Here is a 14,449-nt window from a genome sequence, read left to right as displayed (position 1 = left end):
CGCCTGATCAGCGCTTGATCGGTCCGGGAAACAGCACCGAGCTTCGGCCGGTCAGCCAGTAGCCGACCAGCCCGATCCATTCATGGACCGCGTTATCGGTGCGCCCGAGGCCGGTGCTGAGCAGGTCGAACGGCATGCCGGCATCGCGCCAGCCGCGCGTCCGCCAGTCCACCGGATAGGCCTCGACGTCGAAGCCGGCGGCGCGGAATGCGCCGATCGAACGCGGCATGTGGAACGCCGACGTCACCAGCAGCCAGCGCTCGCCGGGCTTCGGCATCAGGATGCGTCGCGTGAAGACGGCGTTCTCGTCGGTGGTGCGCGAGGCGCTTTCCAGCGTGATGCGGTCCGCAGCGATGCCGAACCTCTGCAGCCATTCGCCAGCGATCGGAGCCTCCGACAGCGGCTCCTCAAACAGGTTGCCGCTGCCGCCTGAGAATACGATGCGTGCCTTGGGAAAGCGCTTCGCCAGTTCGACCGTATTGGTCAGGCGCTCGGCGGTGCCGTTCATCTCGACGGTGCCGCGCGCGACCGAGACCTCCTGATCGATCGAGCCGCCGAGCACGATGATGCCGTCGGGATCCCGGCCATCCGACTGCCACGCCGGAAACCGCTCTGTCAGCGACAGCGTCAACACGTTGCCGGCTGGCGAATAGCCGAACACCAGCAGCATCAGGATGCCAAAGGTCAGCGTCAGCGATCCCGCGCGCTGGCGTTGCAACAGCAACAACAGCGCACCGATGGCGCATACCGTTGCGATCGTGTTGGACGGCGTGGTGAAAAAGCCGAATATCTTGGACAGCGCAAAGAACATGGGACCGGCCGGTTGCGGAATGGACACCCTGCATGGGCGATCCCGGCCACAAGATCAATCGGCAGCATTCAATCCCACTTCGGCGAGAAGCCGAAATCGGTGAGCCGGCCGCGGGCCGTAGCCATCGCGGAAATCTCGTTCATGTCGGCATCACCAAGCGCGAAATCGAAGATCTCGATGTTTTCGGACAGCCGTTCGATCTTCGACGTGCGCGGAATCGCGACCACGTTCTGCTGCACCAGCCAGCGCAGGCAGACCTGCGCGGCGGACTTGCCATAGGACGAAGCGATCCGCGCCAGCGCCATATCGGTCTTGACGTTGCCCTTGGCGATCGGGCTGTAGGCGACCAGCGCCATGCCGGCCTGCGCACATGCGGCACGGACCTTGGTCTGATCGAGATAGGGATGATATTCGACCTGGTCGCAGACCAGCGGTTCGTGGCACAGGCTCACCGCCTGCTCGATCAGCGCCACGGTGAAGTTCGACACGCCGATGTGACGCGCCAGACCGAGTTGCTTGGCCTGCGCCAGCGCGCCCAGCGTTTCCACCAGCGGCACTTGCGGGTTGGGCCAGTGCAGCAGCAACAGATCGACTTCGGGCATCCGCAGCCGGACCAGGCTTTCCTTGGCGGAGCGCAAGAGATCGTTGGGTGCAAAATGGGTCGTCCAGACCTTGGTGGTGACGAAGATGTCGCTGCGCCGGATGCGCGAGGAGCGCACGCCGTCGCCGACCTCGCGCTCGTTCTCGTAGATCTGTGCGGTGTCGATATGGCGATAGCCGAGCCGCAATGCCTGCTCGACGATGCGGGCGCAGGTCCGGCCGCGCAATTCCCAGGTACCCAGGCCGATCGCCGGAATGCGGGCGCCGTTGGCCTCCACATAGAGCATCATGGACTCCCGCTGGTTCAGCCCTGCTATTTCAGTCCGAACCATAGCGTAGCGATGCCGAGGAAGGAAAAGAAGCCGACGACATCCGTAACGGTCGTGACGAAAGTGCCGGACGCCACCGCCGGATCGGCCTTGACCTTCTCCAGCACCATCGGGATCAGGATACCGCCCAGGGCGCCGGCGATCATGTTGATCAGCATCGCCAGCCCGATCACGACGCCGAGCGCGGGGATCTTGAACCAGGCCACCGCGGCCGCCCCGGTAATCAGGGCAAAGGCGATGCCGTTCATCAGCCCGACCAGGCCTTCGCGGATCACGACGCGGGAAGCGTTGTTGGGATTGAGCTGCCGGGTCGCCAGCGCGCGCACGGCCACCGTCATGGTCTGGGTCGCGGCATTGCCGCCCTGGCTGGCCACGATCGGCGCCAGCACCGCGAGCGCGACCATCTGCTCAAGCTGGCCCTCGAACAAGCCGAGCACCGAGGATGCCAGAAATGCGGTGGCGAGATTGACGATCAGCCAGTTGAAACGGCCCTTGGCGATCGACCAGAAACTGTCGGACAGTTCTTCGTCCGACGTGACGCCGCCGAGTGCCTTCAGGTCCTCGTCGGCCTCCTCCTCGATGACGTCGACGACGTCATCGATGGTGATGACGCCGACCAGCCGGTTGTCGGTATCGACGACGGGCGCGGCGACCAGATTGTACTTGCCGAACAACCGCGCCACTTCTTCCTGGTCATCGAGCACCGAGACGCGGCGACGTTCCTCATCGATCAGCTCGTCCAGCGGCACCGGGCGACGCGAGCGGAGCAACGCATCGAGCGAGACGGCGCCCTGCCAGCGCTGCCACTGATCAACCGCATAAATCTCGTAGAACCGCTCCGGCAGGTCGGGCGTCTCGCGCATATAGTCGATCGCCTGCCCGACATTCCAGCCCTGCGGCACCGAGATGAAATCGGTCTGCATTCGCCGGCCAGCCGAATTTTCCGGATATTCCAGGCTGCGCTCCAGCGCGACGCGCTCGGACGGCGGCAGCTTGTCGAGGATCTCGTCCTGATCCTCCTCATCCATACCTTCGAGCAGTTCGACGGCGTCGTCGGCATCGAGTTCGCGGACGCCCTCGGCGACCGTCTCGGGCTCGAGTTCCTCAAGCAGTTCCTCGCGCACGGAATCGTCGACTTCGTTGAGCGCCGAGAAGTCGAAATCGCCGCCGGTCAGCTCGATCAGGCTGACGCGCTCGTCGGGCTCAAGCGCCTCGATGAGGTCGCCGAGATCGGCCTCGTGCAACTCGCCGACGACTTCCTTGAGGAAGGCGGTATCGGCCGCCCCGACCGCTTTGGAGATAGCCTCGACGAATTCAGGGCGAAGGTCTCCTTCGGCGTCGCGCATCGGATGTCGTTCGAGCGCCGACAGGGCTGCGCTGTTGGCGGGGTCGGCGCGATTCAGATCGTCGGCCATGCCGTAACCTCGCCTGTTGGGATAGTGATTTCAGACCGGAGGCACATTGCGATGAAATGCGCTATCCAGCGACATGGCTTGAACCCGAACGTGCATCAGGCATTACCCAATGGGCAATGCTCCGCGCAATCGGAAATATGCGGACCGCAAGATGAGCGGCCGGGAAAGTGTCTGGATCGTGTTGAAGACTGCCATCGTTGCGCTGATCGCCAGCACGGTTGTGTCACATGCCGCCGACTGTCCACGCCCCGACAAGGGCGGCACCGCGCGCGTGCTCGCGGTCGACCCCACGGCTTACCCTCGTGTCGGCATACAGAGTTTTCCGCAGACGCTGCCGCTTGAGGATCACGAGGTGGTGTTGACCTTCGACGACGGACCGAATCCGGCGACGACGAGCAAGATCCTCGACGCGCTGAAGGCCGAATGCATGCAGGCCACGTTCTTCCTGATCGGCCAGAACGCCTCTGCGCATCCCGCTCTGGTCAAGCGCATCGCGACCGAAGGCCACAGCATCGGCCATCACACTTTCGCGCATCCCAATCTCGGCCATATCGATACCGCTTCAGCCATTGCCCAGATCGACCGCGGCATCAGCGCCGACGAGCTAGCGCTAAACGGTAAGGCCACCACCGTGCCGGCCACGCCGTTCTTCCGCTTCCCCTATTTCGAGTCGACCCCGGTTTTGCTGGACATGCTGCAGTCCCGCCGCATTGCGGTATTCGGGGCCGATTTCTGGGCCAGCGACTGGAACAAGATGACGCCCGCGCAGGAACTGGCGCTGGTTACCGGACGGCTGAAGGCCGCCGGTCGGGGAATCGTCCTGTTCCACGACACCAAGGCGCAAACCGCCGCGATGATGCCGGATTTCCTGCGCTATCTGCGCGAGAACCATTATCGCGTGGTGCATGTGGTCGCGACCGCTCCGGGCAGGACCGTGCAGCGGGCGCCGTGACGACCGCCCGGCCATTGGTTAAGACGGCGTTCACCCTGTTGCCTGTAGTTTTCCTTTAAATTTCAATGCTTACTGGTGTGTGGATGGCTTACGCGTCGCTTCGAGTGAAGGCCCTGATTGGCTTCGGCCTGCTGGGGATGGCAGTACAGCCAGCCCTTGCAGCGAACTGCCCGGGCAACCCCGGCGCGCTCGGCACTTCCCGCACCATCGTGGTCGATCCGCGCGAGCATCCACGCATCGGCACCATGCAATATTCGGAAACGCTGCCGCTGGAAGACCACGAGGTGGTGCTGACCTTCGACGACGGCCCGATCCCGAAATACAGCAATCAGGTCATCGCGATGCTCGCAGAGCAGTGCGTGCAGGCGACGTTCTTCATCATCGGGCGGATGGCGCGGGAATATCCCGAAGGCGTCCGCAAGCTGATCGCAGCGGGCCACAGCGTCGGCACGCATACACAGAACCATCCGCTGACCATGAACCGCCTGCCGATCGCAGCAGCGCAGAAGGAGATCGACGACGGCATCGCCTCGGTGACTGCAGCCCTGGGCGATCCCGCGCAATTGTCGCCGTTCATGCGGATACCCGGTCTGTTGCGGGCGGCGGTCGTCGAGGACTATCTGATCTCGCAGGGCATCCAGACCTGGAGTGCGGATTTCCCGGCCGACGACTGGCGTCACGTATCCTCGAAAACGGTACACGATCTGGCAATCTCGCGGCTCAAGGCCAAGGGCAAGGGCATCCTGCTGCTGCACGATATCCAGGCCCGCACGGTCGCCGCATTGCCCGGCATTCTGGCCGACCTGAAAGCCAACGGTTTCCGTGTCGTGCACGTCGTCGCGGCGACGCCCGATCGGCCGAAGACACCGACCGACCTGCAACAATGGCAGATGCGTCCGACCTCGGAGACGGTGGCGATCTCGCGATGGCCGAAGGTGCCCTCCTTCGCTTATGCGTATCTCGATATGTTGCCGGCGCCGGCCATGTCGGCCTCCGACCCCGACCTGTCGTTCCCGCAGACCTTCGACCGCACCCGCCGGGTCCGCGGCGCGGTCCCGCAGCCCGTGCCGTGGCCGCGCCAATCGACCCTGCAGCCGATGACCGACAAGGCGACCCTGCCGGTTCCCGCGCATACGCTGTTTGAGATTTCCGAACGTCACAGCGCGCCGGTCAATGCCATGGTGCGGTGGCCGCATCACGCGGAGCAAACGCCCAAGCACGCCGATTCGGCTTCTGTCGCACGGCCTATTTCGATAGACGCCAGCGCCGCCCGCCGTTCAATCCCCGGCAGCATGCCTGTGACCCGGCCGGGCCTGCAGCCGGTGCCGTCCACGATCCGCTAGCATTGTTGGGCGTCAGGACACGATCTTGGCGAAGCACAGCACGCCAATGATGCAGAGAAACAGCAGGTCGATATAGGACTTCATCTCGCCGGCCTGACGCTGCTCGACCACGTCCTTGACGATCAGCTTGCGCGACGCCACCGCAGCCGGCCCCTCCAGCGACAGCCCGCCGAGCCTGCGGGTTTCCAGTTCCAGCCGCTCGATGGACTTGAAGAAATAGAACGAGCGCAGCGCCGACACCGCACGCATCGATGCATAGGCCAGCACCAGCACGGCAATGATAATGCGTTGCTGATACTGACCGACGAAATTCAGGCTGAAATAGACCAGCGCCAGGAACGCGAAATTGGACGCGAAACGGTAGACATAGCTGAGATATTTCATGGTTCGCTCCGGTCATCTAGGCGATGCGCGCGGGATTCCCCGCTGCGTCGCGGCGTTGCTAGCCACAACTCGTTACCGAGGTTTAAAGATATTTTACGGCATAAGCCGTTTCACTGACTTGTCCCCGGTCAAGTGGGCGCTCGAGATTTACCGTACCCAAGCCCGGGTTGCGTCGGGCGGTGGCCCCATCCAGAGTAGTCTCATGTCAGATGTTTCGATGAGCGATGCGGAACAGGGCGTCACGCCCCTCCGCGGCTGGCGGCGCCGGCTGCAAGACCTCTACGAGGGTAACACGGCACAGACCCGCTGGTTTCTCTACGGGCTGCTGGCGTTCGATTTCTTCTCCCTGCTGTTCATCATCGCCACTTCGTTCCTGCCGCGCAGCGAACTGATTCGCGCGCTCGACCTGACCTGCGGCGTCATCTTCCTGATCGAGTTTGCGGCGCGCTTTGCGGCGGTCCACCGGCCGTTGCGCGAACTCGGGCGTTTCACCACCTGGACCGATGTCGCCGCGATCGGATCATTGCTGGCCTCCGCGAGCGGCGAGGCCGCGGGCTTCCTGCGGGTGCTGCGAACGCTGCGGCTGCTGCGCACCTTCCGCGTCGTCGAACATTTGCGCCGCGACAGCGCATTGTTTCGCCGCCACCAAGACGTGCTCTCGGCGTTGGTGAACCTGTCGGTGTTCATTTTCGTGATGACCGGCGTCGTCTACGAGACGCAGCGCCACATCAATCCGCAGATCGCCAATTATGCGGATGCGCTTTATTTTACAGTGACCGCGCTGACCACCACCGGATTCGGCGACATCACCTTGCCCGGCACGGCCGGCCGCCTGATCACCGTCATGATCATGATCTTCGGCGTGACGCTGTTTTTGAATCTCGCGCGCGTGCTGTTCAGCCCCGTCAAGGTGCGATTCAGTTGCCCGGATTGCGGCCTGCGGCGCCATGACAGCGACGCCGTCCACTGCAAGGCCTGCGGCAAGCTGCTGAATATCCCGGATGACGGGGCGGTCTGACCGCGACAAGCGCCGGCCGACCTGAAACTTCAATCATATCAAGATGATGAGGTTTGTGGTGCGCTCGGAGGGACTCGAACCCCCACCCTGTTACGGACTGCCACCTCAAGGCAGCGCGTCTACCAATTCCGCCACGAGCGCTAAAGTATCCAGCCTAGGCTTTCGCCAACCGGATCAACCGGCGCCGATGTAACAAAACAATGATGGGGGTACAAGGCCTGCTGTGCGTTCTCTTCAATCTATCTTTGGTCAGCGGTCCGCGGCAGCATTTGCTTGACTTCGACGGCGATCCGGTTGCGGTTCACCTGCACGACGCCAGAGGCAATCGGCAGGTTGTTGGCGAGGATTTTCACCTCATCCTGCTCGGTGGCGTCGAGTTCGATGATGGCGCCGCGGCTGAGCCGCATGACCTGATGCACAGGCATCGACGTGGTCCCGAGGACCACCATGATATCGACCGTAATTTTATCGAGGGTTGGCACGCGGGCCCCGCAGTCACACATGCAACATTGCACAGAATTCAACATCATCATGTTATGGTTACCCAATGGTTAATGAGCGTCAGACCCTCGATTTACAGCCGTTCTCGCGCGGCCATGACGGCCCTGCCGTTGAATGGCGCGTATCGGACGCGCCGATTCCCTATCCACAGGCCGTCGAGGAAATGGAATCGCGCGCGGCTGCAATCGCCGACGGCACCGCACCCGAACTGGTGTGGCTGCTTGAGCATCCGCCGCTCTACACGTCGGGCACATCCGGCAAGGCCGGCGATCTTCTTGAGGCGCGATTCCCGTTGTTCGAGACCGGCCGCGGCGGCCAGATCACCTATCATGGCCCCGGCCAGCGCATCGCCTATGTGATGCTCGACCTCAAGGCGCGCCGGCCCGACGTGCGCGCCTATGTCGCCTCGCTGGAGCAATGGATCATCCGCACGCTGGACGCTTTCAACGTCAGGGGCGAACGGCGCGAGGACCGGGTCGGCGTCTGGGTGGCGCGCCGCGACAAGGGCGATGGCTACGAGGACAAGATCGCCGCGATCGGCGTCCGGCTGCGGCGCTGGGTCTCGTTCCACGGCATCTCGATCAACGTGGAGCCCGACCTCACCCATTTCCAGGCGATCGTGCCATGCGGCGTCGTCGATCCCCGCTACGGCGTCACCAGCCTGGTCGATCTCGGCCTGCCGGTGAGCATGGAAGACGTCGACGTCGCACTACGCCAGGCGTTTGGCGAAGTGTTCGGCGAGGCGCAGCGTTTGCCGGAAACGATAACGTAAGTCGATCAGATCGTCGGCAGCATCGAGAAGTTTTCGCCGGCCACGCGCAGCTTCAGCAAATCCGCTCCGGCTTCGCTGGCATCGACCGACTCGACGCGCGCGCTCACCGGCCCACGCCGACAATGCGCGATCATCTGCTCGACGATATCGACCTGCCCCGCAAGCACCGCCTCGACGCTGCCGTCGCGGCGATTGCGGACCCAGCCGTCGAGGCCGAGCGACATCGCGGTGTGTTCGACCCAGGCGCGGTAGCCGACGCCCTGCACGCGGCCGCGGATCGTCACGTGCCGTATCGTCGCGGGCATTATTTTCTCAAGCCGAGAAATTCGCCGCTGCGCTGTTTCACCAGCGCCGCGCGCGTCACCCAGTCCGTCAAATCCGCCGAAGCAAGGCCGGTCAGGTGCTTCGGCGCCGCGCCTTCACGGATCGCCTTCAGCGTGTCGAAGACGGCCTGCGTCGCCGCCGCAATCGGCGCGTGGCCCTGCACGGCGATACGCACGCGCCGAGCGCTGAGGAAATCCCAGTCGGTCATGTCCTCGGTCGGTCCACCCAGGACGATCGGCAGCGTCGTGGCTGCGGCAATCGCTTCGAGGTCGCCGCGCGTCTTCACGCCGGTAAACATCAGGGCATCCGGTCCCAGCGCCTCATAGGCCCGCGCCCGCGCAATGGCGTCGTCAACCGATGTCACGGATGCCGCGCCGGTGCGGGCCACGATCACCAGCGCTGAGTCGCGCCGCGCGTCCAGCGCCGCCTTGATCTTGCCGACGCCTTCGTCCTGCGAGATCAGTTGCGGCTTCGCCTCGCCGAAAGCGGAGGGCAGCAGCGTGTCCTCAATGGTCAGGCCGGCGGCGCCCGCCATTTCCAGTTCCTGCACGGTGCGGCGAACGTTCATCGCATTGCCGTAGCCGTGATCGGCATCAACCAGCACCGGCAACGCCGCCGCGCGCGACATCCGCCGCATCTGCTCGGCGAGTTCCGACAGCGTGATCAGCGCGATGTCGGGATCGCCGAGCACCGCAAGCGACGCCGTCGAGCCGCCGAACATGCCGACCTCGAAGCCGACATCCTCGGCTATCCGCACCGAGATCGCGTCATAGACCGAACCCGGCCGCAAACATTGCGATCCCGAGAGGATCGCACGCAAGGCTCCGCGACGCGCCCGGAACGTCATGCGAATTCAAGGATCAACGCATCCACGGCGAGCGTCGCGCCGGCCGTGGCGTGGATCTTCTTGACGACGCCGTCGCGCTCGGCGCGCAGCACGTTCTGCATCTTCATGGCTTCCACCACCGCCAGCGTCTCACCGGCCTTGACGTCCTGACCTTCGGTGACGGCGATCGACACCACCAGACCCGGCATCGGGCACAGCAGCTTCTTGCCGGTGTCGGCCTTGACGCCGACCGGCATCAGACGAGCGGCTGCGGCTTCGGCCTCGGTGAAGACCTGCACGGCGACTTCAAAGCCTTGATGCGCGAGCCGGATGCCGTTGGCGATCGGGCGCACCTGCATCGCCAGGGTGTGCCCGTCGATCGTGCCTTCCCAGACCGGATTGCCGGGCGTCCACGGCGACGCCAGCGTATGCGCCGTGCCGACGCTGCCATCGTTGCCGATGAAGCGGACCGTCACGCCATCGCCTTCCCGGGCGACCTGGAGCGCGATCTCCTCGCGCTCCAGCCACACCGCACGGCGGCCGGCGCGGATCACCGGACGGCCGACCAGCTGGCCGGAAATCTGCCGCTTGCGCTCGCCGATCACCATGTCGATGGCGGCCGCGACCGCAGCGATGCGGCGCGCGACTTCACCTTCCGGCACACGCGCAGCAAAACCCTTGGGGAATTCCTCGGCGATGAAACCGGTGGAGAGATTGCCCTCACGCCAGCGCGGATGGTTCATCAGCGCCGACAGGAACGGAATGTTGTGGCGGATGCCCTCGATGTAGAACGCATCGAGCGCATGCGCCTGCGCCTCGATGGCGGCCGCGCGCGACGGCGCGTGCGTCACCAGCTTGGCAATCATCGGGTCGTAATAGATCGAGATCTCGCCGCCTTCCTGCACGCCGGTATCATTGCGCACGGTGATACCATCCACCTTGCTCTCGGCCGGCGGGCGGTACTTCACGAGGCGGCCGATCGAAGGCAGGAAGTTGCGGAACGGATCCTCGGCATAGACACGGGATTCCACCGCCCAGCCGGTCAGCGTGACGTCCTTCTGCGCAAGTTGCAGTTTCTCGCCGGCCGCGACGCGGATCATCTGCTCGACCAGATCGACGCCGGTGATCATCTCCGTGACGGGATGCTCGACCTGCAAACGCGTGTTCATTTCGAGGAAGTAGAAGCTCTTGTCCTGCGCCGCGACAAATTCCACCGTGCCGGCGGAATCGTAGTTCACAGCTTTCGCCAGCGCCACCGCCTGCTCGCCCATCTTGCGGCGGGTGGTCTCGTCGAGCAACGGTGACGGGGCTTCCTCGATGACCTTCTGGTTGCGGCGCTGGATCGAGCATTCGCGCTCGCCGAGATAGATGACGTTGCCGTGCTTGTCGCCGAGCACCTGGATTTCGATGTGACGGGGATCGACGATGAATTTTTCGATGAAGACGCGATCGTCGCCGAACGACAATTTCGCCTCTGCCGTCGCCAGCGCAAAACCTTCCTCGACCTCGGAGGTCGAATAGGCGATCCGCATGCCCTTGCCGCCGCCGCCGGCCGAGGCCTTGATCATCACGGGATAGCCGATCTCGTCGGCGATCTTGATGGCGTGCTTGCCGTCGGTGATGACGCCGAGATGGCCCGGCACGGTCGAGACATTAGCCTTGGCCGCGGCTTTCTTGGATTCGATTTTGTCGCCCATCGCGGCAATGGCGCCGGGATTGGGACCGATGAAGACAATGCCGGCCGCTTCCAGTGCGCGCGGAAAGGATTCGCGCTCCGAAAGGAAGCCGTAGCCGGGATGCACCGCCTCGGCGCCGGACTTCTTGCAGGCCTCGACAATCTTCTCGATCAGCAGGTAGCTTTCGCTCGCCGCCGGCGGCCCGATCAGGATAGCGTCATCGGCCATCTCGACGTGCAGCGCGTCACGGTCGGCCTCGGAATAGACGGCGACGGTCTGGATGCCCATGCGACGGGCGGATTTGATGACCCGGCAGGCGATTTCGCCGCGGTTGGCGATCAGGATTCGTTTGAACATGAGCTGTTTACTTGCAACCTTTGGGCGGGGTCCGGCCGAGCGGGCCGGCGGCGCAATGTGGCATGTGGAGACGGCTGTAACAATTCTGACGCGGACAAAAACTACAGAAGGTAGCGCGGCAAAGCCGCCCGAATTGACACGAATGGAGACTTTCCATGCGCTGCACCACCGCAATCCTGTCCGTTGGACTGAGCATCCTTTCAGCCGCAACGGCTTTCGCGCAAAACAGCCCTGCCCGCAACCTGATTTTATTCGTCCCGGACGGCCTGCGGGCGCTGAAAGTGACCCCGGAAACCGCCCCGGCGATGGCCGCGTTGCGCGACAAGGGCGTCAATTTCCAAAACTCGCATTCCCTGTTCCCGACCTTCACGATGGCCAATGCCTCGACCATGGCGACCGGGCACTATCTCGGTGATACCGGAACCTTCAGCAACTCGATTTATACTGGTCACCCTACCCCGGTACAGAATGGCAGCCCGATCCCGTTCATCGAGCATGACCAGGTGCTGGGCGATCTCGATGAGCAATTCAACGGCGACTACCTCAACGAGGAGACCCTGCTGAAGGCCGCGCGCACGGCTGGCTACAGCACCGCCGCGCTCGGCAAAGTCGGCCCGACATTGTTGTTCGACCACACCGAACGCAGCGGCACCAAGAGCATCATCCTCGACGACCAGACCGGCGCCGTAGACAAGGAAGGCCGGTTGATCGGCATTCCGCTCTCCGATGAAATCAAGGCGGCGCTTGGCGCCGCCAACATGCCGCTGGTTACGCCTGGCCGCGGTGACAACGGCAAGTCCGGCGACTCCAAAACGCCGGGCACCGTGGTCGCCAATATCGCACAGCAGGGTTATCTGGCGGACGTTGCCACCAGATTGGTGCTGCCGATGTTCAAGGCGCGCAACAAGCCGTTCGTGCTGGTGTTCTGGGCGCGCGATCCCGACGGCACCCAGCACAACACCGGCGACAGCCTCAACGCCGTGACGCCGGGCATCAACGGCCCGACCTCGCTGGCCGCCATCCGCAACACCGACAACAACCTCGCGCAATTGCGCAAGGCGCTCGATGATCTCGGCCTCGCCGCCTCCACCAACATCATCGTGTCGGCCGACCATGGCTTCTCGACAATCTCCAAGGAGAGCAAAACCTCGACCACGATCAAAGGCACCTACGCCGACACTCCCGCCGGTTTCCTGCCGCTCGGCTTCTTCGCCATAGATCTCTCAAAGGCGCTGGACCTGCCGCTGTTCGATCCCAACAGCAAGTTCGCCGCGGTCGGCGACAACGAATATCCGAAAGCGGGCAACGCGTTCCTCGGCAAGGATCCCGCCAAGCCCGAGATGATCGTCGCTACCAATGGCGGCTCCAACCTGATCTACCTGCCGACCAAGGAAAAGAAGCTCGCCGAACGCACCGTGAAGGCGTTGCTGGCGCAGGACTATGTCAGCGGAATTTTCGTGGACGATACGCTCGGCCGCTTTCCCGGCGCGCTGCCGCTGTCGTCGATCAACCTCAGCGGTCGGGCCATCACGCCGCATCCGGCCATTGTCGTCAGCTTCCGCTCCTATTCGGCGGGCTGCGACCAGCCGGCTGCCTGCTCCGTGGCCGTCGCCGACACCGTTTTGCGTCAAGGCCAAGGCATGCACGGCGGCTTCGGCCGCGGCGACACGCAGAATTTAATGGCGGCAATCGGTCCGGATTTCAAAACCGGCTATGTCGACGCGCTGCCGGTCAGCAATGCCGACGTCGGCACTACGGCCGCCAAACTGCTTGGCCTCAGTCGCAAGGCCAATGGCAGCCTGATCGGCCGTGTGATGACGGAAGCGATGCCAGGAGGTGCTACACCGAAGTCAGCCGCCGACACCATCCGCTCGAAACCCGACGCACAGGGGCTGCGCACCATCCTGCAACTGCAGACGGTAGGCAAGCAGCGCTATTTCGACGTCGCCGGATTCCCAGGCCGTACCGTCGGGCTCGACTCGAAAAAGTAGACCAACGAGCCACGGCTTGCCTCTAGGCCGCGGTCCGAATGGGCCTGACAAGGAGATCAGCGGGAATCTTCCAGGCTTCGCTGATCTTGTGGATCATCTCGACGGTGAGAGACCGCTTGCGATTGAGCAACTCAGACGCCCGCGATCGCGAGCCGAGCAAATCGGCCAGTTCGGCCTGGGTGTGACCAAGTTCATCAATCGCGTAGTTCAACAGATCGATCGGATCGGCGGCATCGATGATCGGCCAACGCGCTTCCTCGTAGCGCTCGACCAGCGTCGCCAGCACGTCGAGCTTGTCGCCATCTTCCGACCCGGCCGAAGCGCCCCAAAGTCGCTCGATCTCGCGCAACGCGGCGGCGTGGTCGTCATCATTTCGGATGGGGCGAATGTCCATATGCGTTCCCTAGAACTGCGAAACTGTCAGCGCGTCGATGCGGTCATATTCAGCATGCGTCCCGATAAATTTGATAAACGCCAACCGCCTGTCGAAATCAAAAGCAACAATCAGACGAAAATTGCCACCAGCGACTTCAAACCGGGCGCGCTCACCGTTCAGTATCTTGGCGTTCGGCGCGGCGCGACGAACGTCGTCCATTGACGCCCATTCGCTGGCCCGCACCAAGCTTCTCCACCGAAACAGCGACGCAAGCGTCTCGGGATGCACATCCGCATAGGCAGAAAGCACGCTCCACGAGATGATCCTCATGGCATATTATGTTCCCGTCGCAGGAACGTCGCAACAAAAAATGGCGAGGAGCACGTCCCCGCCATTCAATACTCTGGCTAGCTCGCCGCCTTACATACCGATGTCGAACACGTATGGCAGGCCGGCCATCGGCAGCGTTGCGGCGCCGACGATGGTGGCGACCAGCGTTTTGAGCGTGCGGTTGCTGACGCGCTTGCCGCGCATCTGGGCGGCGATCCATTCCAGCACTTCGATGTTGACTCCGACGGCGCGGGTCGGCGCCCAGCTCTCGATCGCGGTATCCGGCGACAGCGCAACGGTACGTGACGGCACCGGCAGGCCCGAGGCGGAAGCCGCGTGATGCACGACGGCCTTGGCGAACAGATCGTCGAACAATCCGTCATCGCTGCGCTCAGCGGCGGCGTCGTTGATTTCGAACAGCGCTTCGGCTTCGGCGCGGCTGAC

The 14,449-nt window shown here is 63.6% G+C and carries 15 protein-coding genes, 1 tRNA gene and 1 pseudogene; 5 read left to right on the top strand and 12 right to left on the bottom strand.

Annotation, left to right across the window (positions count from 1 at the left end; translation table 11 throughout):
- Window positions 1-7: 7 nt before the first annotated feature.
- The 3 genes from JWQ24_RS13150 to mgtE form a co-directional block, all read right to left on the bottom strand.
- Window positions 8-811, bottom strand: a complete 804-nt coding sequence (locus JWQ24_RS13150; RefSeq protein WP_299808411.1) for a YdcF family protein — start codon at window positions 809-811, stop codon at window positions 8-10.
- A gap of 68 nt (window positions 812-879) precedes the next feature.
- Window positions 880-1,698 carry an aldo/keto reductase gene (locus JWQ24_RS13145; RefSeq protein ID WP_299808408.1) on the bottom strand — a complete coding sequence of 273 codons (819 nt, stop codon included), beginning with the start codon at window positions 1,696-1,698 and terminating at the stop codon, window positions 880-882.
- Between the two features lie 26 nt (window positions 1,699-1,724).
- Window positions 1,725-3,155 (bottom strand): magnesium transporter, encoded by a 1,431-nt coding sequence (gene mgtE / locus JWQ24_RS13140; RefSeq protein WP_299808405.1) that lies wholly within the window; start codon window positions 3,153-3,155, stop codon window positions 1,725-1,727.
- A gap of 151 nt (window positions 3,156-3,306) precedes the next feature.
- Between mgtE and JWQ24_RS13135 the strand changes: the two genes are divergently transcribed.
- Both JWQ24_RS13135 and JWQ24_RS13130 read left to right on the top strand, forming a co-directional pair.
- Entirely contained in the window at window positions 3,307-4,107 is an 801-nt protein-coding gene (locus JWQ24_RS13135; RefSeq protein ID WP_299808403.1) for a polysaccharide deacetylase family protein, read from the top strand.
- 137 nt (window positions 4,108-4,244) lie between these two features.
- Window positions 4,245-5,450 (top strand): polysaccharide deacetylase family protein, encoded by a 1,206-nt coding sequence (locus JWQ24_RS13130; RefSeq protein WP_299808466.1) that lies wholly within the window; start codon window positions 4,245-4,247, stop codon window positions 5,448-5,450.
- 12 nt (window positions 5,451-5,462) lie between these two features.
- On the opposite strand, the gene JWQ24_RS13125 is transcribed toward JWQ24_RS13130, so the two are convergent.
- Complete coding sequence (locus JWQ24_RS13125) at window positions 5,463-5,834, bottom strand: hypothetical protein (RefSeq protein ID WP_299808400.1); 372 nt, start codon at window positions 5,832-5,834, stop codon at window positions 5,463-5,465.
- Here JWQ24_RS13125 and JWQ24_RS13120 point away from each other — a divergent pair.
- Window positions 5,833-6,852 carry an ion transporter gene (locus JWQ24_RS13120; RefSeq protein ID WP_366521441.1) on the top strand — a complete coding sequence of 340 codons (1,020 nt, stop codon included), beginning with the start codon at window positions 5,833-5,835 and terminating at the stop codon, window positions 6,850-6,852. The two genes, JWQ24_RS13125 and JWQ24_RS13120, sit on opposite strands and share 2 nt — an antisense overlap.
- Before the next feature lie 56 nt (window positions 6,853-6,908).
- Here JWQ24_RS13120 and JWQ24_RS13115 read toward each other — a convergent pair.
- Both JWQ24_RS13115 and JWQ24_RS13110 read right to left on the bottom strand, forming a co-directional pair.
- A tRNA-Leu gene (locus JWQ24_RS13115) sits at window positions 6,909-6,993 on the bottom strand.
- A gap of 98 nt (window positions 6,994-7,091) precedes the next feature.
- On the bottom strand, window positions 7,092-7,385 hold the full coding sequence (locus JWQ24_RS13110; protein ID WP_299808397.1) for a FliM/FliN family flagellar motor switch protein: 294 nt from the start codon (window positions 7,383-7,385) through the stop codon (window positions 7,092-7,094).
- A gap of 14 nt (window positions 7,386-7,399) precedes the next feature.
- On the opposite strand from JWQ24_RS13110, the gene lipB reads away from it, so the two are divergent.
- Window positions 7,400-8,125, top strand: a complete 726-nt coding sequence (gene lipB / locus JWQ24_RS13105; RefSeq protein WP_299808394.1) for a lipoyl(octanoyl) transferase LipB — start codon at window positions 7,400-7,402, stop codon at window positions 8,123-8,125.
- 5 nt (window positions 8,126-8,130) lie between these two features.
- Here the strand turns inward: lipB and JWQ24_RS13100 are convergent, their stop codons facing one another.
- From JWQ24_RS13100 to JWQ24_RS13090, 3 genes are read right to left on the bottom strand one after another with little or no spacing between them, the layout of a single operon-like run.
- The gene (locus JWQ24_RS13100; RefSeq protein ID WP_299808391.1) at window positions 8,131-8,430 is read right to left on the bottom strand and encodes an acylphosphatase; all 300 of its coding nucleotides are present in this window, start codon (window positions 8,428-8,430) and stop codon (window positions 8,131-8,133) included.
- Window positions 8,430-9,296: an isocitrate lyase/PEP mutase family protein gene (locus tag JWQ24_RS13095; RefSeq protein ID WP_299808388.1), complete on the bottom strand. Its 867-nt coding sequence runs from the start codon at window positions 9,294-9,296 to the stop codon at window positions 8,430-8,432. The genes JWQ24_RS13100 and JWQ24_RS13095 overlap by 1 nt, the downstream gene beginning before the upstream one ends.
- Entirely contained in the window at window positions 9,293-11,308 is a 2,016-nt protein-coding gene (locus tag JWQ24_RS13090) for an acetyl/propionyl/methylcrotonyl-CoA carboxylase subunit alpha (protein WP_299808385.1), read from the bottom strand. Before JWQ24_RS13090 ends, JWQ24_RS13095 begins: the two co-directional genes overlap by 4 nt.
- A gap of 155 nt (window positions 11,309-11,463) precedes the next feature.
- Here JWQ24_RS13090 and JWQ24_RS13085 point away from each other — a divergent pair, with 155 nt between their 5' ends.
- On the top strand, window positions 11,464-13,299 hold the full coding sequence (locus JWQ24_RS13085) for a nucleotide pyrophosphatase/phosphodiesterase family protein (RefSeq protein ID WP_299808383.1): 1,836 nt from the start codon (window positions 11,464-11,466) through the stop codon (window positions 13,297-13,299).
- Between the two features lie 22 nt (window positions 13,300-13,321).
- On the opposite strand, the gene JWQ24_RS13080 is transcribed toward JWQ24_RS13085, so the two are convergent.
- From JWQ24_RS13080 to JWQ24_RS13070, 3 genes and pseudogenes are all read right to left on the bottom strand, one after another.
- Window positions 13,322-13,693: a helix-turn-helix domain-containing protein gene (locus JWQ24_RS13080; protein WP_299808380.1), complete on the bottom strand. Its 372-nt coding sequence runs from the start codon at window positions 13,691-13,693 to the stop codon at window positions 13,322-13,324.
- Window positions 13,694-13,702: 9 nt separating this feature from the next.
- Window positions 13,703-14,005: a type II toxin-antitoxin system HigB family toxin gene (locus tag JWQ24_RS13075; protein WP_299808377.1), complete on the bottom strand. Its 303-nt coding sequence runs from the start codon at window positions 14,003-14,005 to the stop codon at window positions 13,703-13,705.
- A 90-nt stretch (window positions 14,006-14,095) separates the two neighbouring features.
- Window positions 14,096-14,449, bottom strand: a pseudogene (locus JWQ24_RS13070) (hypothetical protein); the annotation flags it as partial.

This window comes from Tardiphaga sp., from assembly GCF_028290495.1.
Taxonomy (GTDB): Bacteria; Pseudomonadota; Alphaproteobacteria; order Rhizobiales; family Xanthobacteraceae; genus Tardiphaga.
Note: the sequence above shows the minus strand (reverse complement) of the source record. Positions and strands in the feature narration are given on the sequence as shown.